This is a genomic window from Rhodococcus sp. NPDC060084, assembly GCF_042730335.1.
Taxonomy (GTDB): Bacteria; Actinomycetota; Actinomycetes; order Mycobacteriales; family Mycobacteriaceae; genus Rhodococcus.
The window spans coordinates 22682-45712 of sequence record NZ_JBHWWX010000021.1; the positions used below are offsets into that span (position 1 = coordinate 22682).

Annotated in this window: 21 protein-coding genes; 6 read left to right on the forward strand and 15 right to left on the reverse strand. The window is 66.1% G+C overall.

Going from position 1 to position 23031, the window contains the following annotated elements; genetic code table 11:
* Positions 1-27: 27 nt before the first annotated feature.
* The 6 genes from ACFWBU_RS12860 to ACFWBU_RS12885 form a co-directional block, all read right to left on the reverse strand.
* Entirely contained in the window at positions 28-987 is a 960-nt protein-coding gene (locus ACFWBU_RS12860) for a DUF1839 family protein (protein WP_169622944.1), read from the reverse strand.
* On the reverse strand, positions 984-1925 hold the full coding sequence (locus tag ACFWBU_RS12865) for an amino acid--[acyl-carrier-protein] ligase (RefSeq protein ID WP_169622943.1): 942 nt from the start codon (positions 1923-1925) through the stop codon (positions 984-986). The genes ACFWBU_RS12860 and ACFWBU_RS12865 overlap by 4 nt, the downstream gene beginning before the upstream one ends.
* Complete coding sequence (locus ACFWBU_RS12870; RefSeq protein WP_378528440.1) at positions 1922-3121, reverse strand: acyl-CoA dehydrogenase family protein; 1200 nt, start codon at positions 3119-3121, stop codon at positions 1922-1924. The genes ACFWBU_RS12865 and ACFWBU_RS12870 overlap by 4 nt, the downstream gene beginning before the upstream one ends.
* Positions 3118-3360 carry an acyl carrier protein gene (locus ACFWBU_RS12875; RefSeq protein ID WP_169622941.1) on the reverse strand — a complete coding sequence of 81 codons (243 nt, stop codon included), beginning with the start codon at positions 3358-3360 and terminating at the stop codon, positions 3118-3120. The genes ACFWBU_RS12870 and ACFWBU_RS12875 overlap by 4 nt, the downstream gene beginning before the upstream one ends.
* On the reverse strand, positions 3357-3779 hold the full coding sequence (locus ACFWBU_RS12880; RefSeq protein ID WP_378528441.1) for a holo-ACP synthase: 423 nt from the start codon (positions 3777-3779) through the stop codon (positions 3357-3359). The genes ACFWBU_RS12875 and ACFWBU_RS12880 overlap by 4 nt, the downstream gene beginning before the upstream one ends.
* Before the next feature lie 262 nt (positions 3780-4041).
* A complete protein-coding gene (locus tag ACFWBU_RS12885; RefSeq protein WP_169622964.1) occupies positions 4042-5382 on the reverse strand; it encodes an NAD(P)/FAD-dependent oxidoreductase in 1341 nt (446 codons plus the stop codon).
* 155 nt (positions 5383-5537) lie between these two features.
* Between ACFWBU_RS12885 and ACFWBU_RS12890 the strand changes: the two genes are divergently transcribed.
* A complete protein-coding gene (locus tag ACFWBU_RS12890) occupies positions 5538-6458 on the forward strand; it encodes a LysR family transcriptional regulator (protein WP_169622940.1) in 921 nt (306 codons plus the stop codon).
* Between the two features lie 6 nt (positions 6459-6464).
* On the opposite strand, the gene ACFWBU_RS12895 is transcribed toward ACFWBU_RS12890, so the two are convergent.
* Positions 6465-8132, reverse strand: coding sequence for an ABC-F family ATP-binding cassette domain-containing protein (locus tag ACFWBU_RS12895; RefSeq protein ID WP_169622939.1), 1668 nt, complete (start codon positions 8130-8132; stop codon positions 6465-6467).
* 333 nt (positions 8133-8465) lie between these two features.
* Between ACFWBU_RS12895 and ACFWBU_RS12900 the strand changes: the two genes are divergently transcribed.
* On the forward strand, positions 8466-9317 hold the full coding sequence (locus tag ACFWBU_RS12900) for an alpha/beta hydrolase (protein WP_169622938.1): 852 nt from the start codon (positions 8466-8468) through the stop codon (positions 9315-9317).
* Between the two features lie 7 nt (positions 9318-9324).
* On the opposite strand, the gene ACFWBU_RS12905 is transcribed toward ACFWBU_RS12900, so the two are convergent.
* The 6 genes from ACFWBU_RS12905 to ACFWBU_RS12930 all read right to left on the reverse strand — a co-directional run bounded on the left by ACFWBU_RS12905 (position 9325) and on the right by ACFWBU_RS12930 (position 18759).
* Complete coding sequence (locus tag ACFWBU_RS12905) at positions 9325-10299, reverse strand: alpha/beta hydrolase (protein ID WP_169652860.1); 975 nt, start codon at positions 10297-10299, stop codon at positions 9325-9327.
* 40 nt (positions 10300-10339) lie between these two features.
* Complete coding sequence (locus ACFWBU_RS12910; protein WP_169652859.1) at positions 10340-11476, reverse strand: alkaline phosphatase family protein; 1137 nt, start codon at positions 11474-11476, stop codon at positions 10340-10342.
* 153 nt (positions 11477-11629) lie between these two features.
* Positions 11630-14026: an excinuclease ABC subunit UvrA gene (locus tag ACFWBU_RS12915; RefSeq protein WP_169622935.1), complete on the reverse strand. Its 2397-nt coding sequence runs from the start codon at positions 14024-14026 to the stop codon at positions 11630-11632.
* Between the two features lie 226 nt (positions 14027-14252).
* Positions 14253-16631 (reverse strand): PEP/pyruvate-binding domain-containing protein, encoded by a 2379-nt coding sequence (locus ACFWBU_RS12920; RefSeq protein WP_358473794.1) that lies wholly within the window; start codon positions 16629-16631, stop codon positions 14253-14255.
* Positions 16622-17626 (reverse strand): TIGR03617 family F420-dependent LLM class oxidoreductase, encoded by a 1005-nt coding sequence (locus tag ACFWBU_RS12925; protein ID WP_169622933.1) that lies wholly within the window; start codon positions 17624-17626, stop codon positions 16622-16624. Before ACFWBU_RS12925 ends, ACFWBU_RS12920 begins: the two co-directional genes overlap by 10 nt.
* Entirely contained in the window at positions 17623-18759 is a 1137-nt protein-coding gene (locus ACFWBU_RS12930) for a hypothetical protein (protein WP_378528442.1), read from the reverse strand. Before ACFWBU_RS12930 ends, ACFWBU_RS12925 begins: the two co-directional genes overlap by 4 nt.
* A gap of 44 nt (positions 18760-18803) precedes the next feature.
* Between ACFWBU_RS12930 and ACFWBU_RS12935 the strand changes: the two genes are divergently transcribed.
* Positions 18804-19403 carry a TetR-like C-terminal domain-containing protein gene (locus ACFWBU_RS12935; RefSeq protein WP_169652855.1) on the forward strand — a complete coding sequence of 200 codons (600 nt, stop codon included), beginning with the start codon at positions 18804-18806 and terminating at the stop codon, positions 19401-19403.
* Positions 19404-19504: 101 nt separating this feature from the next.
* On the opposite strand, the gene ACFWBU_RS12940 is transcribed toward ACFWBU_RS12935, so the two are convergent.
* Together ACFWBU_RS12940 and ACFWBU_RS12945 are read right to left on the reverse strand one after the other, a co-directional pair.
* On the reverse strand, positions 19505-19915 hold the full coding sequence (locus ACFWBU_RS12940; protein ID WP_206038849.1) for a VOC family protein: 411 nt from the start codon (positions 19913-19915) through the stop codon (positions 19505-19507).
* 5 nt (positions 19916-19920) lie between these two features.
* The gene (locus ACFWBU_RS12945; RefSeq protein ID WP_169622929.1) at positions 19921-20370 is read right to left on the reverse strand and encodes a helix-turn-helix transcriptional regulator; all 450 of its coding nucleotides are present in this window, start codon (positions 20368-20370) and stop codon (positions 19921-19923) included.
* Positions 20371-20526: 156 nt separating this feature from the next.
* Here ACFWBU_RS12945 and ACFWBU_RS12950 point away from each other — a divergent pair, with 156 nt between their 5' ends.
* The 3 genes from ACFWBU_RS12950 to ACFWBU_RS12960 all read left to right on the forward strand — a co-directional run bounded on the left by ACFWBU_RS12950 (position 20527) and on the right by ACFWBU_RS12960 (position 23030).
* Entirely contained in the window at positions 20527-21534 is a 1008-nt protein-coding gene (locus ACFWBU_RS12950) for an NAD(P)H-dependent glycerol-3-phosphate dehydrogenase (protein WP_169622928.1), read from the forward strand.
* 159 nt (positions 21535-21693) lie between these two features.
* A complete protein-coding gene (locus ACFWBU_RS12955; protein ID WP_169652853.1) occupies positions 21694-22275 on the forward strand; it encodes a heme-binding protein in 582 nt (193 codons plus the stop codon).
* Between the two features lie 77 nt (positions 22276-22352).
* Complete coding sequence (locus ACFWBU_RS12960) at positions 22353-23030, forward strand: nitroreductase (RefSeq protein WP_169622926.1); 678 nt, start codon at positions 22353-22355, stop codon at positions 23028-23030.
* Position 23031 lies beyond the last annotated feature (1 nt).

Consider the following 23031-nt stretch of genomic DNA (forward strand, 5'->3'; position numbering starts at 1 on the left):
AAGGAGATCCATGCTCGAGTGCTGTTCCTAGCGAGATCCGGCAGCGCGCGCGGCCGTCGTGATCGAGGCATCCCAGGCATCCGCCATCAGGCCGAGTTGTTCGGCGGGATCGACAGTCCGTCCGCGGGCGGCACGGGCCATGCGGAACTGCACGCTCTTCGCTCCCTCGGAGACCGACCGGAATCCCGGCGCGGCGGTTGCTGTGCCCGGATAGCCGTGGTCCTCCATGTATTCACATATGTCGGCTGCGAGTTCGGCGCTCGCCCCGCACTGACGCAGCACACCGAAGGTCCACCGGTGGAACAGTTCCATCCCGCCCGAGCTCAACTGGTCGACGTCGTCGAGGACGCGCTCGGCGAGCGCGCGCACCGGGTTGGCAACGGACCGATGGCGGAGGTGGCGGCGCACGACAGCGTCGAAGGCGTCGCATTCCGGAAGCGAGACACCGAGCCGCACCTGCTCGATGTAGGGCGGCCAGGTGGAAATCGGATCGTCGAGTCCGAACACACCGCGGAAGTCGTCTGCGGCGAGCCGATGGTAGCCGCTGTTGTGGAAGTACTCGAGAACTTCCGCTTCACGGTCGATGAGGTTCGGCACGATGGTCGTCTTCGAATGCTCTCGGCGGTAACCGGTTCCGTCCGTGTCGGGCAGCCAGAAGGCGTCGACCTCGACAGTCGACAGCAGACCTGCATCCGCGTTCGCTTCGAGATGTTCGATAGGCCGGCGCGACACGTTCATCTCCGCGACCTCGATGCCGTACAGGGAGAACAGGTCCTCGGGCTTGAACTTCAGAAACGTCCACTGGCTGCCGTCGAAGCGCGCGGAGAAGGCACACGCCGCGGCCGGTACGGGGTCGAGTCCGAGCGAGTGCAGCACTTCGACCCAGAGGTCGACGTAGCAGTTGGTTTCGGTCCACACCCGGTCTGCGCCGTGGATCGCATGCGGAACGTAGTCCTCGACCTGGACGTCGATGAGCCGTCGGGTCACGGAAACATCCTGTTGCGCACCGAGTCCGGCCAGTTGCCGACGGCAAGGCCGTGCGTGCGCAGCATCGCCAGCGCGATGCGCTCCATTCCGAAACCTACGCACGCACTGTGTGCGACTTCGCCGTCCGGCGTGACGATGCCGAAGGTGTCCCCGAAGTGATCGCGGTGGCAGTTGCACGACACCACGGCGGTGCCGTCGTCGAGGTCTCCGTAGAGCCGCACCGTCAACTCGGTTTTGAGGTTCTCGTGGCGCTGATTCGCCGCGAGCATGCGTCCGGCCCGGCCGAAGAACGGGTCGTTGGCCGGCACCGCGGTGGCGTCGAGGCCGAGCGAGTCCAGTACCTCGAGTCCGCGCCCGATCCAGGTGTCGCGGTGCTGCGCGGCGTCGTCGGCGGTGCCCAGACGCACGAATTCGTGCATGCGGAACGCCTGCATGCGTGCCGGATCGATTGCCGGTTCGTGCCGGAAACAGTAGCCGTACACATCGAGCAGTTCGCCGCCCTCACGCAGGGTTCCGCTGTACTTCGCGTAGGCGGGGTGGCATGCCGCCGAGACCAGGACGGTGTCGGCCGGTTCGAGCCAGGCATCCCACGCTTCGCCGCGCGCGCGAGCGGCGAGCAACTCGGCGTGTTCGGCGTTGGTCCCGGCGAACGTCGTCACGGCACCGGTCAGATGCGGGAACGAGGCGATGTAGTCGGTTCGCTCGAAACTGGTGCGCGGGAAGACCGGAGGGAAGCGCAGGCGAGTCGCCGCCGCGCCCGGGCCGGCCGCGACCACGACCCGGTCGATTCCGTCGACGATGTCTTCGAATTCGCCGGAGCGGCCGTAGAGCCCGGGAACCGCGGTGTCGACGAGCAGTCCCGCGGCGAGCAACTGCTGCTGGAAGTCCAGCCGTGCCCGTTCGAGTTCCGTGCGGTCCCCGACGGCCGTGCTGGTCATATCGTCCCTCGGTATGCGATCGACATCTGGGCAGAGTTGTTCATGATGCGGTCGTTGTTGACCATCACCGCGGCACCGTGCGCGTCCCGCAGGAGCCTGCCGAGCGAATAGGGGCCGTCTTCCCGGTAGCCCGCGATTCCGCAGATCAGCATCGACCGGTTCACGAGGTCGACGACGGCGGTGGAGGCACTGACCTTGAGATTGTTCATCGCCAGCGAGAACCCCATCCCCGTCAGCGATTCGGCCTCCACCGAACCTGCTTCCGCAGCCGTGGTCCGGTCGAAACGTCCCGCGGCCGAGAAGACGAGATCGGCGAACTGCTGGTGAGCGGCGGCCGCCTCCGCGAGACGCAGCGCACCGGGCGGAGTGACGCCGGGCTGCTTGCGGGCCGCCGACCGCACGTGCGCGCGGGATTTCTCCATGGCGGCATCGGCGATTCCCAGCCACACGGCCGACCACACACTGTGAGACACGGGCAGCATGGTCCGTGACGAGATCTCGGAGTACGCCGCACCCACGATCAGATCCGCGGAAGTCTTTGCGGACAAGACGAATCCGGGACTGCAGGTGCCACGCAACCCCAGGGTGTTCCACGGTCCGGTCGGCTCGAGAGTCACGCCGTCACGGGGGCACACGACGAGAACCTGGTCGCTCGGCGGGCTGTCGGTGGTACGGCGTGCCGTCACCAGGACCGCGTCGGCGTACTCGCCGTACGAGATGACCGGGGCGTTCTTGACGACGGACACGGAATCGTCGACGCGCTCGACTGCGCAGAGGCTACTGCGCACGTCGCCGCCCGTGCCGAGTTCGGTCGTCGCCGACGCGATGAGGTAGTCGTGCTGTGCGGCGTCGGCGACGAACGCGGCCACACCCGGCGTCGAATGCCGCACGAGCGAGAGGATCTGCGTCTGGTGCATCGCGAAGATCATCGCGGTGGAAGCGCAGTAACGGCCCAGGATGCGCGCGATCTCGCACAGGTCGCTCAGCGATGCGTCCTCGCCGCCCTGCGCCGCCGGAACGGCACACGTGAGCAGTTTGTGGGCGCGCAGCGCGTCGACGGCCTCACGAGGGAACCGGGCTTCGCGATCGACTTCGTCCGCCCACACCGCAGCGATGTCGCGGCCGACGATCTCGGCTCGCTCTCGCAACGACAACTGTGTGGGCGCACTGCCGAACGCAGCGTCGACGACGCTCACCCGACACCCAGTTCGGTCAGGGCGGAGCGGATGGAACCGACGCTCGCAAAGGTGCTCTTACGCAGGAGTTCGTCGGGAAACTCGATGTCGAATGCGTCTTCGAGAGCGAGCATCACGTTGACGCTCGCGTGCGAGGTCAGTCCCAGTTCGTAGAGATCCGCAGTGAGATCGAGTTCTGTGGCGTCGACCGACAGCTTGGCGTGCTCTCCGAGCACCTTGCGGATTGCCTGTTCAGTCATGCCTGTTCTCTTTCTGTCACTGCTGTGCGGGTCGCGGCCACGGTTGCGAAGGCGTAGTCGGGCTCGTGGGAGAGCGAGACCTGGAAATCGGTCAACTGTTCATCCGACGCGCGCGCGGCAGCGTTACCGTCCAGGTGCACGGCACATCCGCCCCACGGCGCACGGCGTATTTCGATGGAGCGCCACGGAATCGCGTCGTCGCGCGGGCGGAGCACTTTCATCACGGCTTCTTTCGCCGCGAACCGTGCGGCAAGTCGCTGAACGCGGCCTGCCCCGGTGCACACCGTGAGTTCGTGCGGTGTGAAGACCCGTCGCAGGTACCGATCGCCGAAGAGGTCGATGCTCCGGGCGACGTCGGCGACCGTCACCACGTCGCAACCGATGCGAGGCGTCGTCGTCGGGGCCGGGCCGGCATTCACGGGCTGCTCCGGCGTGCGGAGAAGGACAGTGGTCGAAGAGGTTCGGCCACGGCCACTTCGGAAGAATTCATCAGGTTCCGCCCGGCATCTGTGCGCTCCGACATGTCCCCCCAACGAGCCCCGACGCCCGTTTTGCGCAATTCGACGTGACTCTAGAGCTGTGCGTGCGCGAACTCAATCCCGCCGCGCCCACATGTGTCCCGGTTCACAAGTAGTCAGGACCCCGGCCGTGACGACGGCCGGGGTCCTGAAGAGCGAGTCCCTACGCGGACACGCGCACGGGTTCTGTGCCCGCCTCGTCCGCCGACGCGGACACCGGCTCCGGAGGAGCAGCGACCGGCGTGGGTTCCTGCGCGTAGTAGAAGTGCGGGCGGCGGTGGCCCAGGAAGGACCCGCACCACGACATGACCGCGATGTAGCGATTACGGAAGCCCACGAGGTACACGAGGTGCACGGCCAGCCACAGCACCCACGCGATGAAGCCGGTGAGTTCGACCTTCCCGACCCGCGTGATGGCGCGGAAGCGGTTGATGATCGCCATGCTGCCCTTGTCCTTGTACTTGAAGGGCGTGCCGGCCGGGATCTTGCCCAGGATCATCTTGGCGACGTGCCGGCCGCCCTGCATGGCGAACGGCGACTGCGCCGGCAGGTTGTCGAGCGTGACCATGTCGCCGATGGCGTAGATGTTGTCGGCGCTGCCCACCGTGAAGTCCGCGTCGACCACGAGCCGTCCTCCGCGGACCGTCTCGCAGCGCGTGCGCTCGGCGAGCACTGCGGCGAAGTCGTTGGCCTGGATGCCGGCGGACCAGATGATCGTCTCGGCGGTGAGACGACGCGATGCCTCGGTGGTCGGCGTGGACAGGGTCGCGCCGTGCTCGTCGATGTCGGTCACGAGGGTGTTGAGCACAACCTCGACGCCGGCTTTTTCGAGCGATTCCTTCGAGTACTCGCTCAGCTTGCCGCCGAACGGCGGGAGCACCTTGTCTGCACCTTCGACGAGCGTGACGGTGACGTCGTCCGCGGTGATGTTGTGGATCGCATCCGCGAAGTAGCGCTGTGCGAGTTCCTTGATCTGGCCGGCGAGCTCGACGCCGGTGGGCCCTGCCCCGACGACGATGAAGCTGAGCAGATTCTTCCGATGTTCCGGATCGGAGGTCGTGTGCGCTTCCTCGAAGCAGCGGACGATCTGGCGGCGCAGCCGCTCGGCATCGTCGACGGTCTTGAGCGCGTACGTCAGGTCGGCGAACTCATCGCGGCCGAAGTACGCCTGGCGGGCACCGGTCGCGGCGACGAGGTGGTCGTACCCGAGGGTGTGCCGAGTGCCGCCGGCTTCATAGGTGACGGTGCCGGCATCCGGATCCACGTCGACGACCCTGCCCAGCCGCACATCGGCCTGCGGGTACTTCGCGAGGATCGCGCGGACGGACGGTGCGATCTCGCCGGGCGAGATGACACCCGTCGCCACCTGGTAGAGCAGAGGCTGGAACAGGTGCTCGGTGGTCTCCGAGATGAGGACGAACGGCTTGCCGGCCTTCGCGAGTTTCTTCGCCGTCGCCAGTGCTCCGAAGCCGGAACCGACGATGACAACCTCTGTCCGGTCGATGATGTTCGCCTCTTCCTTTCCTGTCCCACCCACGCCAGCGATACCTCCACTCGAGTTCATGTATTAGTCCAACCTAGGTTTCCGACCCCTCCTGTATCCAGTAACCTGGGATATTCGGGGAACTGTTATCTGTTCTGCTCATAAGTAGGGGCGTGATGGACTTCCGGCAACTGCGGTACTTCCTCGCCGTGGGAGAAGAGACGAGCTTCTCGAGGGCAGCCGAACGATGCTTCATCTCCCAGTCGGCGATCAGTCACCAGATCGCGAAACTCGAGCAGGAGGTGGGCGCGAAGCTGTTCGAGCGCTCGACGCGCTCGGTCAAGCTCACCCCGGCGGGGGTACGGCTGATGCCCATCGCCGCCGAGGTGCTGAGCCTCGAGGCCCGCGCGCTCGAAGTCGGGCACGAGCCGCGGGGAAGTATCCGGATCACGGCGAACATGAGTTTCGCGTCGCAGAGTCTCGACGCCATCTCCCGCGTACGCGAGCGCCACCCCAACCTCGACGTCGAGTTCGTCATCAAGGACTTCACCGATCGGGTCAACGCTGTCGCGTCCGGCGAAGCCGACCTCGCCCTGATCCGCGGCGACGTGGACCGGCCCGGCCTCGAGGCGATTCGCCTCGGGATCGAAGATCTCGTCATCGTCACCTCGACGAGACACCCGTTGTCCGCCTTCTCCACCGTGGACATCGGAGAACTCGCGCACTATCCGTTGCTGCTGCCACCCCGGAACAACCAGGTTCTGCTGCACCGCGTGATCGAGGACGCGTTCGTCGAGGTCGGTCGCCGCGTCCGGCTCGGTCCCCCGATCGCCAGCGACCACACCGCCACCCTCGAGGTCATCACCAACCCACGGGCCTGGACGGTCCTCTACGCCGGCACCGCCGCCGAGACACCGCACAAGGGCCTGAAGTTCATGCGCGAGACCGACCACCGGCTGCGCGTGCCGGTGTGCGGTGTCCTGCGAAGCGGGGCGACACCGACACCGGAACTCGAATTTCTCGTTCAGGCGCTGGCCCACTCGATCGTGCCCACGACGACCACCCCTCCGGCCGCCGCACGCGGTGCCGGGAGCTGACGCCGGTCACGCGACCTCGCGGTCCGCCCGGTTCACCGTGAGGTTCAGATGCTTCCACCCCGCAACGTCCCGGCGAAGCTGGCGGTCATGGGTCGCGAGCACCACAGCGGCGTCGGTGACCTCCAGGGCCTCGGTCATCTCGTCCACGAGGGTGATCGACAGATGGTTCGTCGGCTCGTCGAGCAGCAGAACGTGGGGCCGGGTCGCGAGCATCATCGCCAGGTCGAGCCGACGCTGCTGGCCCATCGACAAATCCCGCACCCGCTTGTCGAGATCCCGCTCGTCGAGCAGACCGAGATCCTCCAGGGGCACGGTGCGGTCCTCGGGCACCACACCGTGGGCGGTGAGGAGTCCGATGTGGGTGTCGTACACCTCGCGTACCCGCTTCCCGGACGGCGGTGCCGACTCCTGCGCGAGTCGCCCGACCCTCACCACCGGGTCCACGACCAGCGTTCCCGACGTCGGCTCGATCGTCTGTGCGAGCACGGCGAGAAGTGTCGACTTCCCGGCACCGTTCGGTCCCGTCACCATCAGCCGCGACCCGGCAAGCACCGCGAGCGAGACCGGCCGGTCGAGCCGGCCCGCGACCGCGATCTTCTCCGCCCTGATCAGCGGCGCGTCGGGCTCGAGCAAGTCGAGTTCGGCGCCGAGTGAGGGCATCGTGAACCGCAGCGGAGGGACAGGCGTCGTGATCTCCTGCTCGTCGAGCGCGTCCTGCCGGCGGTGGACGGATCGAACCAGGCCGGGAGCGCGGGTCGCGCGCTGGTGTTTTCCCGTTCCCTTGTCCGGTCGCCAGCCGTCGATCAGCCTGTCCCGGGCGTGCTCGAGCTCGCCGGTGAGCCGGGCACGCTCGGCCTCCTGCCGGTTGTATTCCTCGACCCATCGCGCGTATTCGGCCTTTCGTCCCTCGCGATAACCAGCGTAGCCACCGCCGTAGAGGCGGGGGCGCCCGTCCCGGCTCGGGTTCAGGTCGAGGATCGAAGTCGCGACATCGGACAGCAAGGCCCGGTCGTGGCTGACGAGGACGAGACCGCTGCGGGTCTGTTGCAGTCGCTCGGTGAGGTAGTCGAGACCGTCGGCGTCGAGGTGGTTGGTGGGCTCGTCCAGCAGAAGGAAGTCGTGTTCCGCGCCGAGCAGGGCTGCGAGCCGCACGCGGTAGCGCTGCCCCACGGACATCTCGGACAGGAGCCGGGACCGATCGGTCACAGCACCGAGTGCCTCGAGGGCCGCATCGACGCGGCGATCGGCGTCCCAGGCCTCGAGTTGCTCGGCTGCCTCGAGCGCGTTCGCGTAGGTCTCCGCGGCAGCCGACCTGCCCTCGGACAGCCCGACGGCACTGTCGTCCAGCGCGCGCAGGGCTGCACGGGCCGCGGCGAGTTCGGTGTCGATCAGGTCGCCGACCGTACGACCGCCGCTGACGGTCATCTCCTGCTCTGCGACGCCGAGCGACCCGAATCGTCGAACGGATCCGGAATCGGGTTCGAGGCTGCCCGCGAGAATATGCAGCAGCGTGGACTTTCCCTGTCCGTTCTCACCGACCACGCCGATCCGGGAGCCGGGTGAGACAGCGAGGTCGACGCCTTGCAGGACGGGGTGGCCGCCGCGGGCGATGTGGACGTCGAGTGCTCCGAGTTGCGCGCGCGAACGGCGAGGCAGTGTGATTGTGGTGGTCATGTTTTCCTCCGCATACCGGGCACCTCGTCCCCACTGTGGTGGGGTGGAGTCGCTCGGTTTCCGACGAACGGCCGGGTCAGCGGCCGAGGGACACAGGCAACGGCCCGCTTCTCCGATTCCCGTCGCGCGGGCGAGGGAAGGGGCGGGCCGGCGGGCGTCAGTGGAAGAGGAGTGCCTGGATCACGACATCCAGGGTACCGATGCACAACAGGGCGTCAATCGGATTGATTCCCGACCGGTAACTCCGTTTCATCCGTGGCGAGTCCCGAGACGCGAGCCACACACGTGCAAGGATGCGATGGCCCCCACGTCGACCATCCGGCAGGAGACCCCATGCAGCACCGCGAGTCCTCGTTCACCGGCGGAAACGGCACTCGAATCGTGTACGACGTGTGGTCGCCGGACGGTGAACCCACCGCGCTGCTCGTCCTGGCGCACGGCCTCGGTGAGCATGCCCGTCGCTACGACCACGTCGCCGAACGGCTCACCGAACTCGGCATCGTGGTGTACGCACCGGACCATCGGGGACACGGCCGATCCGGCGGCAAGCGACTGCACGCGCGCACCATGAACGACTTCACCGACGACCTCGACGCACTGTTCGACATCGCGACCGCGGCCCATCCCGGCCTGCCGACGTTCCTCCTCGGCCATTCCATGGGCGGCGCGATCGCACTCGCGTACGCACTCGATCACCAGGACCGGCTCACCGGACTGGTGCTGTCCGGACCGGCGCTCGTGGTCACGTCCGGCACGCCGAAGCTCGTTGTGGAACTCGGAAAGCTGATCGGTCGGATTCTCCCTGCTGTACCGGTGCAGAAACTCGACAGCGCAGCGGTGTCGCGCGATCCCGCGGTGGTCGCCGCATACGACGCGGATCCTCTCGTGCATCACGGTTTGGTGCCCGCCGGCCTCGCGCGGGTCCTCGTGCTCAACGAGGAGAGTGTCGCGGAGCGTCTGCCCGGCCTGACGTTGCCGCTGCTCGTGCTTCACGGCTCCGCCGACACATTGGCCGACCCCGCGGGGGCACGCGTGGTTGTGGACCATGCCGGATCGGAGGACCTGACGTCGAAGTTGTACGACGGGTTGTTCCACGAGGTGTTCAACGAACCCGAGAACGACCGTGTGCTCGGCGATCTCGTCGAATGGTTGCAGCCACGTCTCCTGAAGACGACGAAGCACTAGCCTGCGTTCAGGCGGCGCGACCGTCGTCCAGCGCCACGACGGCGCGGCGTGCGAACGCAATGCTGAGCGTGATGAGTTCCAGGGCTTCGGGCAAGGCGCGCGCAAGAACCGGCCACGCATGGACCTGCCCGCGCCACAGGTGGGTTTCGACCACGCGACCCGCCTCGGCGAGGCGGTGCGTCATGATCTCGACGTCGGGGCGGGTGAGTTCGTATTCGGCCGCACAGAGAAACATCGGCGGAAACAGTGCGGGGTCGGCGTCGACCGGGTTCATTTCTCCCTCGATCGCGTCCTCCCCGATCCACCGAGGGCGTAGTTTGTCGAGCGCCTTGATCGGCAGATACGCATCCCTGGCCATGTAGGCCCGGTCGTGATCGCCGAGATCGAGATTCAGCAGTGGCGAATACCCGATGACCGCCGCCGGCCGCTGAAGTCCGCGACGTGCCGCGATCTCGGCCACCTTCGCAGCCAGGTACCCACCGGCGGAGTCTCCTCCCACGATGATGCGCGTCGGGTCGTCCGCGATGCCGAGCAGTGCCTCGTACGCGCTCATCGCGTCCTGCACCGATCCCGCAACAGGCACGACCGGAACCTGTCGGTAGTCCATCGAATACACCGGTGCACCCGATTCGAGCGCTAGTTGCACGCACAGTTGCCGGTGGGTGGACGGTCCGCAGAAGATGAATCCGCCGCCGTGGAAGTACAGGATAGTGGCGTCCTCGAGCGGATCGTCCACGGGTTTCGGCGACATAATCTGCTCCGCCGGGACACCGCCCAGCTCGGTCTCCGTGACATGGACATTTCTCGGTGTCGGAGTGACCTTGTCGACGAGCCAGGACAGCCGCCCGAGCACAGCGATCCCGAAATCGTTGCTGGGCCAGAGGGTGAGCACGGGCTTGAACAGAAGTCGGGCAACCCACAGGACGATCAATGCGATCCTGCTCGTGCGTTCGTGCCACGTGACCGGAGCGGAAGTGCGCATGAGAACACAGTAAATGGCACACCGCCCGAGTGCGGCGGCGTTACCGGACCTGGAGAAGAGGTACGAGAAGTTCGTCAGCGGTGAGTGCGCCGTGCTGGCCGGGCAGCGCTGAGAGCATCCGCTCGCCGTGGGAACGGATCACGGTCGCCTCGTCGCGGCCGATCACGACGATGTCCCCGATGCGGCCGGTGACGGAAGGGTCCGGGTCGGGCCCGAACAGTCCCGCCGACAGTACTTCGTCGCGGGTGCCGACCCAGAAGTCGTCGCCGAGTTCGTTCGCCCACCGTTCGAGGACCCGGTCTACGCGCCCCGTGTGAATGTGCCGGCACCGCGGCTCACCGGCGACGACGTCGACGTCCTCCTCGAGACCGCGATGACGGTCGAAATCGACGCGGCGGCCGCGAGAGGAATCGACCATGCCGTGGTCCGCCGTGACGAGCAATCGGGTTCCGTCCGGCAAAGCGCCGGCGAGTTGTTCCACGAAGCGGTCCACGACGGTCAGTTGCGCCAGCCACGCCTGGGAGTCGGGCCCGTAGACGTGTCCGAGCGTGTCCACTTCCGAGAGATAGCAGTACACGAGGTTCCGCTCACCGGCGCGTGCGGCCGCGACGACCTCCGCCAGCAGGTCACCGTAGGCGGACACCCCGACGAATCTGCCACCACGCAGGACTGCCCGGGTCAGCCCGCTGCCGTCGAACGCCCTGGGAACGACGGTCGTCACGGCCAGCCCCGCAGCGTCTCCGCGTTCGAAGGCCGTGGGATGGGGCTGGACCTGTTCGGGCACGAGCGTGTCGCGTTGATCGAGGGAGGTCCCCGCCGCCGTCCAGCTCAGCCAGTTGACCGCGGTCTCGGCTTCCTCGACGTACGACTGGTATCCGGTGATGCCGTGGCGCCCGGACGGCAATCCGGTGCCGAGCGACGCGATGCTCGCCGCGGTCGTGGTGGGGAATCCGGCACGGATCGGCCGACCGGGAAGGTCGGTGAGATACGGCGCCGTGTTCCTGTTGCGCCGCAGCAGTTCCCATCCCATACCGTCGACCAGCAGGACGACCGTGTGCGCGCTGTCCGTGAGGCCGAGGCGGTTGCGTTCACCGGGAACCCCCGCGGACGCGAGTACCGACGGGATCACGTCGGCGAGCGTGGGTTCGGCGTAGACATCGCGCAGCGGGAGAGTCATGGTCCGAGTATGTCCTGTCGTCGTCGTGGCGGCAGATGCAATGACCCCGCAGACCACCTCACTCGCGTCTACCCGAACTTCGGCATCCGCCCACGCAGCGAACTCGCAGTCCGGTTCCGGCAGGAGGAGTGAACCGCACGGCCGCAGCCGGTCTCACGCACCGACGTACTCCGCAAGGTGCTTGCCGGTGAGCGTCGAGCGGTCGTCGACGAGTTCGCGTGGTGTGCCCTCGAAGACGATGCGGCCGCCGTCGTGGCCTGCACCGGGACCGAGATCGATGATCCAGTCGGCATGGGCCATCACCGCCTGGTGGTGCTCGATGACCACGACCGATTTTCCGGAGTCCACGAGCCTGTCGAGCAGGCCCAGCAAGTTCTCGACATCGGCGAGGTGCAGGCCCGACGTGGGCTCGTCCAGGATGTAGACGTCGCCCTTTTCGCCCATGTGGGTCGCGAGCTTGAGTCGCTGGCGTTCGCCGCCGGACAGTGTGGTGAGCGGCTGACCGATCTTGATGTAGCCGAGACCGACGTCCGCGAGACGCCTGAGAATCTTGTGCGCTGCCGGGAGCGACGAGCCGTTCGCGCCACCACCGAAGAACTCCTCGGCCTGCGCGACCGACATCGTGAGCACCTCGTCGATGTCCTTGCCGCCGAACTTGTACTCGAGCACCTCCGCCATGAACCGCTTGCCGTCGCACACCTCGCAGGGGGCCGCTACTCCGGCCATCATCGCCAGGTCCGAGTACACGACTCCGGCACCGTTGCAGTTGGGGCATGCCCCTTCGGAATTGGCACTGAACAAGCCCGGTTTGACGCCGTTCGCCTTGGCGAACGCCTTACGGATCGGTTCGAGCAGTCCGGTGTAGGTCGCCGGGTTGCTCCGGCGCGAACCCTTGATCGCGCCCTGATCGATCGAGACCACCCCGTCGCGGTGAGCGACCGACCCGCTGATCAGTGAACTCTTCCCCGATCCGGCAACGCCGGTCACCACGACGAGCACTCCGAGGGGTATGTCGACGTCGACGTCGCGGAGGTTGTGGGTGTCGGCGCCGCGCACCTCGAGGGCGCCCGTCGAGGTACGGACGGACGGTTTCAGCGACGCGCGGTCGTCGAAGTGCTTGCCTGTGAGGGTGCCGCTCGTGCGCAACTCCTCCACGGTGCCCTCGAACACGATCTTGCCGCCTTCTGTGCCGGCGCGGGGGCCGAGATCGACGACGTGGTCGGCGATCGCGATCGCCTCCGGTTTGTGCTCGACGACCAGTACGGTGTTGCCCTTGTCGCGCAGTTGCAGCAGCAGGTCGTTCATCCGTGCGATGTCGTGCGGGTGCAAGCCGATCGTCGGTTCGTCGAAGACGTAGGTGACATCGGTGAGCGACGACCCGAGGTGACGAATCAGCTTGGTGCGCTGAGCCTCACCACCGGACAGCGTGCCCGCGGGGCGGTCGAGGGCGAGGTATCCCAGGCCGATCCCGACGAAGGAATCGAGGGTGTCGCCCAGCGACTTCAGGAGCGGGGCCACCGACGGTTCGTCGAGCCCGCGAACCCACTCGGCGAGATCGCTGATCTGCATCGCACAGGCGTCGGCAATGCTGATGCCGTCGATCTTCGACGATCGGGCTCCTTCGTTGAGCCGCGTGCCGTGGCATTCGGGGCACGTCTGGAACGTGATCGCGCGGTCGACGAACGCCCGGATATGCGGCTGCATCGCTTCTCGGTCCTTGGACAGGAACGACTTCTGGATCTTCGGGATCAGCCCCTCGAACGTCACGTTGATGCCGTCGATCTTGATCCGAGTGGGTTCCTTGTAGAGCAGATCGTTCAGTTGCTTCTTCGTGAACTTCGCGATCGGTTTGCTCGGATCGAAGAATCCGCACCCGCGGTATATGCGCCCGTACCAGCCGTCCATGGTGTAACCCGGGATGGTGAGCGCACCCTCTTCGAGCGACTTGCTGTCGTCGTACAGGGCGGTCAGGTCGAAGTCGGACACCGTGCCCATGCCTTCGCAGCGCGGGCACATGCCGCCGGTGACGGTGAAACTCCGGCGTTCCTTCACCGTTCTTCCGGACTTCTCCACGGTGACCGAGCCGGCTCCGCTGATGGAGGCGACGTTGAAGGAGAACGCCTGCTGCGAGCCGATATGGGGCTTCCCGAGCCGGCTGAACAGGATGCGCAGCATGGCGTTCGCATCGGTCGCGGTGCCGACGGTGGAACGAGGGTTGGAACCCATCCGCTCCTGATCGACGATGATCGCCGTGGTCAGGCCCTCGAGCACGTCGACGTCGGGTCGCGCCAGGGTCGGCATGAAGCCCTGTACAAAGGCGCTGTAGGTCTCGTTGATCATCCGCTGCGATTCCGCGGCGATCGTGGCGAACACCAGCGAACTCTTTCCGGAGCCCGAGACACCCGTGAACACGGTCAACCGCCGTTTCGGGATCTCGAGACTGATGTCCCGAAGATTGTTCTCGCGTGCGCCGTGTACGCGGATCCAGTCGTGGCTGTCGGCGGGGTGGGTCCGGGACGAACCGGGCTTTTTTCGCGTGGCAGAGCTCATGGGTCTCCATCCGTCCTCGACCAGGGCCTAACGTATGTATAGCAAAAGTGTGGTGCACCCGGGGGAACCCGCGCGACTGCTCGTCCTCGACGACATGGGTCCGCCCTGCCGCACACAGCGGCAGACCAGGTCGCTGCCGCCATGCTTACCTATGACCGCCCGGTGCAACAACTTTCGTGTTGCCGGTGACTCGGGCTCGGTCGTGAGTGATCGCTCAGCGTCCGATTCACGACTGGTCGAGACGGGTGACCACACCTCGGTCTCCATCCACGCGTACACGGTCGCCGGTCTCGAGCGATCGGGTGGCCACCAAGGTGTTCACGACGCAGGGCAAGCCGTATTCGCGGGCCACCACAGCGCCGTGGGACACCGAGCTGCCGATGTCGGTGACCAGCGCCGCGATGACGGTGAAGTACGGCGTCCACCCGACGTCGGTCACCGGCGTCACGAGGATCTCTCCCCGCTGCAGCTCGCGCGCATCGCCCATCGATTGTGCGACCCGCACAACACCTTCCACGGTGCCGCGACTTGCGGGTCGGCCGATGATCTCATCACCGGTGACACCTGGCGCAGGCCGGGCGATCAGCGGGGTCGGTCGTCCGACAGACACATCGTCGAACTCGAGAGAGTTCTGGAACGCCAGCGCTTCCCGACGCTTCAGCGCGTTCTGCACGAGACCGGTGATGTCGTCCGAACCGACGACGCGTGTCAATTCGGCACGGTCGAAAAAGAACACCAGATCCGAGTCGGGCAGTCGCCCGGTCTCGGCCAGCACCTCACCGAGGTGGCGGTAGCCCAATTTGAGCGCATGCGCCATGAGCGCCATCTTCGATTTCGTCTCCTCGCGCCCGCGTGCGCCGCCCTGTGCCAACCGGGCAAGAAACCTGATGGGGAAGGATCTTGGTGCTTCGACGTGGGTGCTTCCCGATTCACGACGAGTCGGATCGAGCGCCGAACGGACCATCACCTGCATCATCGCGCCCAGGCCTTCAGGATCCTCGGCCCAGGAGGGGTCACGCATGCACAACTCGCGGTATCCGCGGTGACCGTGACGGGTCAAGAACTGTCGCAACGCTGTGCCTGCGGCGCTTCGTGTGGACTGCAGCTCGTTGACCGCGGCGTCCGGCTCTGCTGCCGAGAACTGCTCGGCGACCCCCTCGGTGGCGGCTATGGCGCGTACCACCGAGTCGAGCTCCACGAGCATCATCGCACTCTCGACATCGGAGGCTCCGGCCATGAGCCGGGTTGCCTCGGCACGACCCTCGTCCTCGCTTCGTCCGTTCTTCACCGCTTTTCTCATCAGAACACTTTCGAGAATGTTGGCCGCAACCGCCGCGCGCGATGACGACCGCACATGTGTCAGCGTGATGTCGCAATACTGCTGCACGCCGGATTCCAACTGGCCCATCACGCGTCGTGGGTCGTCGCTGGTCGGGATCTGAAACGCGGCGATCTGGTCTTCGAGGCGCCGAATCGCGGGGCCGGCGGACAACGCATACGTGGTGAGCCGGACCGTGTTGATCAACCTGTGCACAAAAGGTTTCGGGGGTTTCGGCTTCAGCTCGTCAACCACCCGCCCGCAGATCGAGGTGGAGAACTGCTCCAACGAATTACCCAGGAGTCCGGAGCTCAGAGCTGTCCCCTCGGTCAGGTTCAGAAACATGTGGCCATGGAAGTAGCCCACCTGGAGCCACGGCTTCTCGTAACTCTGCTGTGCCCGCGCCACCACCTGCGTCATCTGCATCGCGTAGTCGATGGCAAAGCCGGAGACCGATGCGGTCAACGGGCAGAATGCACCCGGCATCATCTCGCCGATGTTGCAACGCGTGTATACGTGGTCTGCGCCCGCGAGAGGCGAATCCATCTCTGCCAAATCGCCGGGCAGGGTGGTGATCGGTCGAGCCTGCAGCCACCACAATGTGCCGGATCGGTCGATCGCCCACTCGAGATCCATCGGCCTGCCCCAATGTTGCGCAGCACGCAGGGCGCCGGACCTGATATCGGCGACCTCGTCCGGCGACAGGACCGGCACCTCACCGACATCGCGGACGGCCGGGTTACCGTCCGAATCCAGGACGATGTGGTCTGAGGACGCCGTACCGTCGACGAGCGCTTCACCGAGACCGGCGACGGCGTCGATCACCGTGAGGTCGCGCCGGCCGGTCGCCGGATCGGCGGTGAACACAACCCCGGCGGCGCGCGCGTCCACCATCTGCTGCACCACCAGATGCATGGTGGCCGTGGGTTGCCCGCTGTAGGCCGCGGCGCGTCGCGAACGCACGGAGGCGGCGCACCTCTGCACGGCCGCGGCGAAGTCATCGACGGAGTTCACGCCGAGCACGGTGTCGTATTGTCCGGCGAACGACTGGTCGTCGCCGTCTTCCCCGACTGCCGAGGACCTGACAGCCACTGGTACAGCACCGACTGCGGCCATGCGCGAGAAACATTCCCCCGCATCATCGGTGCTGACCCACTCGGTAGCATCAGCAATGACGAATCCCACCGGTACCGGAAGTCCGAGGCGGCGCAACTGCGCGAGTCCGGCCGCTTTGCCGCCGTAGCGGTCATCGGTGACCTCGTCGAATTCGATTGCGTTCAGGGGCATGGTGATCCCCCCAATGCGTCGACGATTTCGGCGAGCGCCTCGACCTCGATAGGACCCGGTTGATACAGGCAAATCCGGTCCGACACACCGTCGACGCGATCACGGATGTGCGCGGCGACCTCTTTCGGGGTTCCGCACGCGGCGATGGTGTGCAGTATGTCGTCGTCGATCAACGAGGCCATCTCCCGCCAGCGGCCCTGCTTGGACATTGCGTTGAGTTCGGGTTGCAGATCACCCCAGCCGTGGGCGTCGAGCACCGGCCGGTAGGCCGGGGTGGAGCCGTAGAACGCCAGCAGCATCCGGGTCGAGGCATGGTCGTCGTCCCGTCCGGTACCCACCGACACGATGACCTCGGGCACCACTTCGAAGTCGTCCTCGCTGCGGCCGGCAGCCGCCAGCCCGTCGCGAACGGCCGGCAGCGTCGTCTCGTGCAGGAACCGCTTCGATCCGAAAGGCATCACCAACAGACCGTCGGCCACTTCTGCGGTGGCTTTGGTCAGCCGAGGCCCGAGCGCGCCGAGATAGATCGGCGGCGGACCGAACGGGTTCGGTCCGGGCACGAAGGTCGGTGTCATCAAGGTATGGCGGTAGAACTCACCGCGGAAGTCCAGTGGCTCCCCCTCGTTCCACGTCGCGAAGATCGCGCGCAACGCCCCCACCAATTCCTTCATTCGCGCGACCGGATGATCGAACTGTGTGCCGTAGCGCTTCTCGATCTGCGCCCGCACCTGTGTGCCCAGACCCAGGATGAAGCGCCCCTCGCTGAGCAGTTGCAAATCGTTTGCCTGGTGGGCAAGTTGAATCGGATTGCGGGGGAATGCGATCGCGACGTTCGACATCAGGTCGAGACCCTTGACCGACGACGCCAACACGAGAGGTGTGAACACGTCGAACGGTCCCTCGAAGGTGAATACACCGGATGCACCGGCTTCCTGGAGCACTTGCGCGCGCTCGACCGCATCGGTGGGCCCGAACAGGGCTGTCATGATCTTCACTGAAGCGGCGCCCGATCCGCGACGTCTGTCCAGTCGGAGAAGCCCGACGGGTGGTGCGGACCGATCACACCGTGCTCGAACAAGCCCGCACCTTCGCGGACCGTCCCGTCGGCTTCGGTGCACACAGCTTTGCCGACGTGGTCGATGAGACTGAAGGGCGCTCGGGCCATCACCTCCGGGTCCGTGAGGTCGAAGCTGACGCGTTCGGCGAAGGGGCCGCCCTTCCAGCTGCCGTGTGCCCACGAGGAGTCGCCCCCGTACCCCGACCCGAAAGCAATAGGCGCGAACAACTTCGATTCGACATCCAGCTGAATTCGGTCCCCTGCACGGTTCATGAACTCGACGTGGGCGCCCCGGGGAATCCTGGTTCCGGTCCGGTAGTCGATGGTGGCGCGCACTCCGTCGAGTTGTTCGACGCGCCCGTCCCGCCAGCGGCGCGTGCAGTCGTAGAGGCTGCGGTGGCCGTCGGAATCCTCTTGCAGGATCAAGAAGAGTTGATAGTCGTCGAAGGCCAGAGGTAGGTAGAGCCACCACATTCCGGCGAACGAAGCGTCTGGCCGACCGGCTGGCTCGGCCTCACCGACAGGTCTGATCCCCCACGATCGGTCACGGCTCGCCACGCTGGTGTCATGACCGACTTCGAGCCGTTCGCCGTCGACGTCGATCCACCCCTCCCAGGACCCGACCTGGGCGAAGCGACACGCCTGCAAGGTCACTCGCCGCTCGGTGAGCATCTCGTGCGGCTTCTCCAGCGCAGCAGGAAACAGCCCGCGCCAGGTGAGGTCTGCGGAAATACCCTCGGTCTGTGCCAGTGTCAGGTGCAGCTGCTGCAGTGGCTCGACGACTTCGAGACAGTACCCGTTGACGTTCTGGTGAAGGCGGTCGTCGTCGATGGCGTCACTGAGGTGAAGCGCGGTCTGCATATCGCCGAGACGGACGACGAAGTAGGCGTCTTTCACGCCGAGGCGCGGGTAGTAGCCGACTCCGGTGAGCGCCATGAAGCGGCCCTCCCGATCGAGCACGTTGAAATACGACCGGTCGTAGAAGTTTCGATCGGACATGGTCGGCCACGTCAACGGCGCAGGTGCCTGATGGATCGGAAACTCGTCGAGCGGGCTCAAGTTCACAGGCACTCCCTCAAATACGATGCAGATCGTATTGGAAATATGATGCAGTCATGACAGCAGAAAGCCCAAAGGATGGCAAGAGGTCTGCGCAGCCGTCGCCGGGACGGCCGCGCGACAGCAGGATTGATGCCTCGATCATTGCCGCCACCCGCGAATTGATTCTCGAGACGGGCTATTCCGCGTTGTCGTTGTCGGCGATCGCCGCGCGCGCCGGGACCACCACCGCTGCCATCTACCGGCGATGGTCGGGCAAGGCGCAACTTGTCCACGAGGCAGTGCTTTCTGCCGAAACGATTACCATGCCGGACGATTCGGGAGATATCCGCAACGAAATCAGGGTTCTGGTCGAGACGATCCGGGTCATCTTCGACCGCCCCGAGGTGCGATCGGCATTGCCGGGTCTGATCGCCGACACCGTTGCCGACACGGAATTGCACAACATGATGATCGCGCGATTGGCCGGGAATCTGACCGCATTCGAGTCTCGCTTCGGTTCGGAGCGTCGCGACGACGACCAATTACCCATGCTCGTGGAGGTGGTCGCGGGGACCGCGATTTTCCGTATCTTGATCCGCCGGGACGCCGCCCTCGACGACACCTGGGTGAACGAGATGACCGAGATGATCACCGGCCGCTGGCCCCCCGCGTGACGGAACCACTCGCCGTATCAGCGAATCAAGTCCGCATCCTTACTGCCGTACGCTGCGCGGAGTTCGGGTTCGACGACCTTGCCACCGGGATTGCCGGCGTGTCAGCTCGATTCCTGGATGCGAACCATGTTGCCGGCGGGGTCGCGGAGGGCACAGTCACGAACCCCGTACGGCTGGTCCATCGGCTCTTGCACGATCTCCGTGTCGCCGTCCTGCAGACGCGCGAAGGTCCCGTCGAGATCTGCGGTGGACAAGATGATCGAGGCGAAGGTTCCTTTCGCCATCATCTCGGCGATGGTGCGGCCCTCGTCTTCGGTGATTCCGGGGTCGGCGGTGGGCGGGTACAGGACGACGGAGGGACCGGTGCCGTCGGCGGAGCCGACCGTGATCCACCGCATCCCGCCGTAGCCGACGTCGTTACGAACCTCGAAGCCGAGAGTGTCGCGATAGAACGCCAGCGAAGCGTCCGGGTCCGAGTGGGGAAGGAAGGTGTGATGAATGTTGATGTCCATGACGATCACCGTAAGTCGGATGCGGCCACCGATGCTTCTCGATTTCTGATCGGTCGTGTGACCTGTTTGGCCACGCACGACGGCATGCCGTCCGTCGCGAGTGCCGCCTCCCGCCGGTATGTGCTCGGAGGGACACCGACCAATTCGGTGAAGCGCGTACTGAAGGTCCCCAGAGAAGAAAAGCCCACCTCGAAACAGACCTCGGTGACGGTGCGATCGCCACGACGGAGCAGAGCCATCGCGCGCTCGATACGACGCGTCATGAGATACGAGTACGGCGATTCACCGTAGGCGATCCGGAATTGCCTGCTGAGGTGCCCGGCCGAGATATTCACCCCGCGGGCCAAGGCCTCGACGTCCAGAGGCTGTGCGTATTCGCGGTCAATCCGATCACGAACCCGCCGCAACAGCGCGAGGTCGCGCAGACGCTGTGCTGTGTCGGGTTTCCCGGTCACGGGGATATCCTGCCACGCCTCGCACCGTCGGGACCACGGCCGGAAAAATCGCGTCGAGGTGGTTCGTCTCGTCTGCGTCCGGGAACAACAACCGGGAGGCGCCACGGCATGACAGTCTGACCGGTACGCCCGTATCTGGACGAGAGGAATTCACCGATGGCACGTCCGGTTCGCGTAGTCGTTCTCGGCTCGGGTTCGTGGGGCACGACCGTCGCCGGTCTCGCCGCGAAGAACACGCCGACGCTCTTGTGGTCTCGAAACAAGGAAACCGCCGACGAGATCAACGTCGATCACCGCAACCGCCGCTACCTGGGCGACCGGAAGCTTCCGGACACCCTGCGTGCCACCGCGGACATCGACGAGGCCGCCCACGAAGCGGACGTGCTCGTCGTCGGGGTGCCGTCGTACGCTGTGCGCTCCACACTCGAGCCGCTCGTCCACGAACTCCGAGCGTGGGTACCGATCGTTTCCCTTGCGAAGGGGCTCGAACCCGGGACGCGGTTGCGGCCCACGCAGGTGATCAGCGCGTGCCTCCCCGGCCATCCCGTCGGGCTGCTTTCCGGCCCCAACATCGCGAGCGAAATTGCGGACGGCAAGGCTGCCGCCTCGGTCGTGGCGATGCAGGACGACTCCGTCGGCACGGCTCTCCAGCCCCTGTTCGCATCCACGCTGTTCCGGGTCTATCGCAACACCGACGTCCTCGGCTGCGAACTCGGCGGAATCCTCAAGAACATCGTCGCCATCGCCGCGGGCATGGCGGAGGGACTGCGCGTCGGTGACAACACGCGCGCGATGGTCCTGTCGCGCGGTCTCGCCGAGATGACGCGCCTCGGGGAAGCGATGGGCGCCAACGCCCGGACGTTCGCCGGCCTCACCGGCATGGGGGATCTGATCGCCACGTGTACCAGTCCGGCCTCCCGCAACCGGAGGCTCGGCGAAGCGCTGGCGCGCGGACTCAGTGTCGACGAGGCTGTGGCCGAACTCGGGCAGGTCGCCGAGGGAGTGAAGACGGCGCCCACCGTCATGGAGTTGGCTCGCGAGGCCGGAATCCAGATGCCCATCGCGGCAGAGGTGGCGGCCGTGGTCGGAGGACACCGCAGCCCCGCGGACGCGTATCGCGGTCTGCGCCGGGTCACACCCGGCGACGAGGAGGATGTCGTCTGATCGGCGATTATCCGGCAGTCTCGGAATTGCACTAGAAAGCGGTACACCCGCCGAGACGACCGGGCGCCGCAAGTTTCTCGTCGAGATGAACGGCCCACCGGGATGACCACCGCGCCTACCGTGGAGGTCTGAGGCGGAACACTCCGACGGGAGACCGATATGCGAGTGGTGAACATGGTGACCGGCGCGGCGAAGGGCGTCGGCTCGGCGGTCGGGATCCGCACCGGCACCGAGGAACCGCGGTACGAAGTCCAGGCGACGACTCACGGGCTCGAAGTCCGCAGGTACGGCCGTCGTATCGCTGCCGAGACCACGGTGCACGGCGACGAGGAACGTGCCCGCGACGTGGGATTCCGGCGTCTGGCCGGCTACATCTTCGGCTCGAACAGAGGCAAGTCGACGATCGCGATGACCGCGCCCGTATCCCAGGCCGGAGCCTCGGACGACTCGTCGGTCATCCGGTTCTTCATGCCGGCGAAGTGGGCCATGGAGGACCTGCCCGACCCCGAGGACCGGTCCGTGGAACTCGTCGAGATCCACGACGAGACGATGGCGGTGCTGCAGTTCAGCGGCGACCGCAGCCGCGCCGCGGTGGCGGAGCGCACCGCCGAGTTGCTGAGAACGCTGGAGGCGACGGAGTGGCTCGCTACCGGCCCACCGGTGGCATGGTTCTACGACCCGCCCTGGACGGTTCCGTTTCGGCGTCGCAACGAGGTGGCGGTCCCGGTCGCTGCTCGCTGATCCACGAGAGGCCGATCCGCGCGAGGCGGAAGATACCGTCGGGTACCGCGGCCCGGCCGGTATGCGAAGGTGATCGAATGACGAGTTCTGCCGACGTGTTGTCGAACCTTCTCGACTCCCGCTACAGCTGCCGCGCCTTTCTGTCCAAGCAGGTCCCGCGCGACGACATCGAGCGGATGCTCGGGATGGCTCAGCGGACGGCATCGTGGTGCAACTCGCAACCCTGGCGCGTCCACCTCACCAGCGGCACCGCGACCGATCGGTTGCGGGACGCGGTGTACACGCAGGCCGCGTCGGGAGCCATGGATCCGGACATCCCGGGTCCCGCCGAGTATCGCGGGGAGTACGCCGAGCGCCGGCGCAACGCCGGGTATGCGCTCTACAACGCGCTGGGGATCGCGCGCGACGATTACGCGCGACGCGGCGAGCAGATGCTCGAGAACTTCCTGTTCTTCGGGGCGCCACACGTCGCCGTCGTCAGCACCGACAAGGCGCTCGGTGTGTACGGCGCCGTCGATTGCGGTGGTTACGTGTCGAACCTGCTTCTCGCGGCGGAGTCGCTCGGGATTGCTGCGGTACCGCAAGCCGCGGTGCCGATGGCATCGACAGCATTGCATCGCGAATTGGGCATCGGCGACGACCGCGACATCGTGTGCGCGGTGTCGTTCGGGTACGCCGACGAAGCACACCCGGCCAATACCTGCCGCACCGATCGCGCCACCCTCGAGGCGACTGTCGAGTGGGTGGACGAATAGC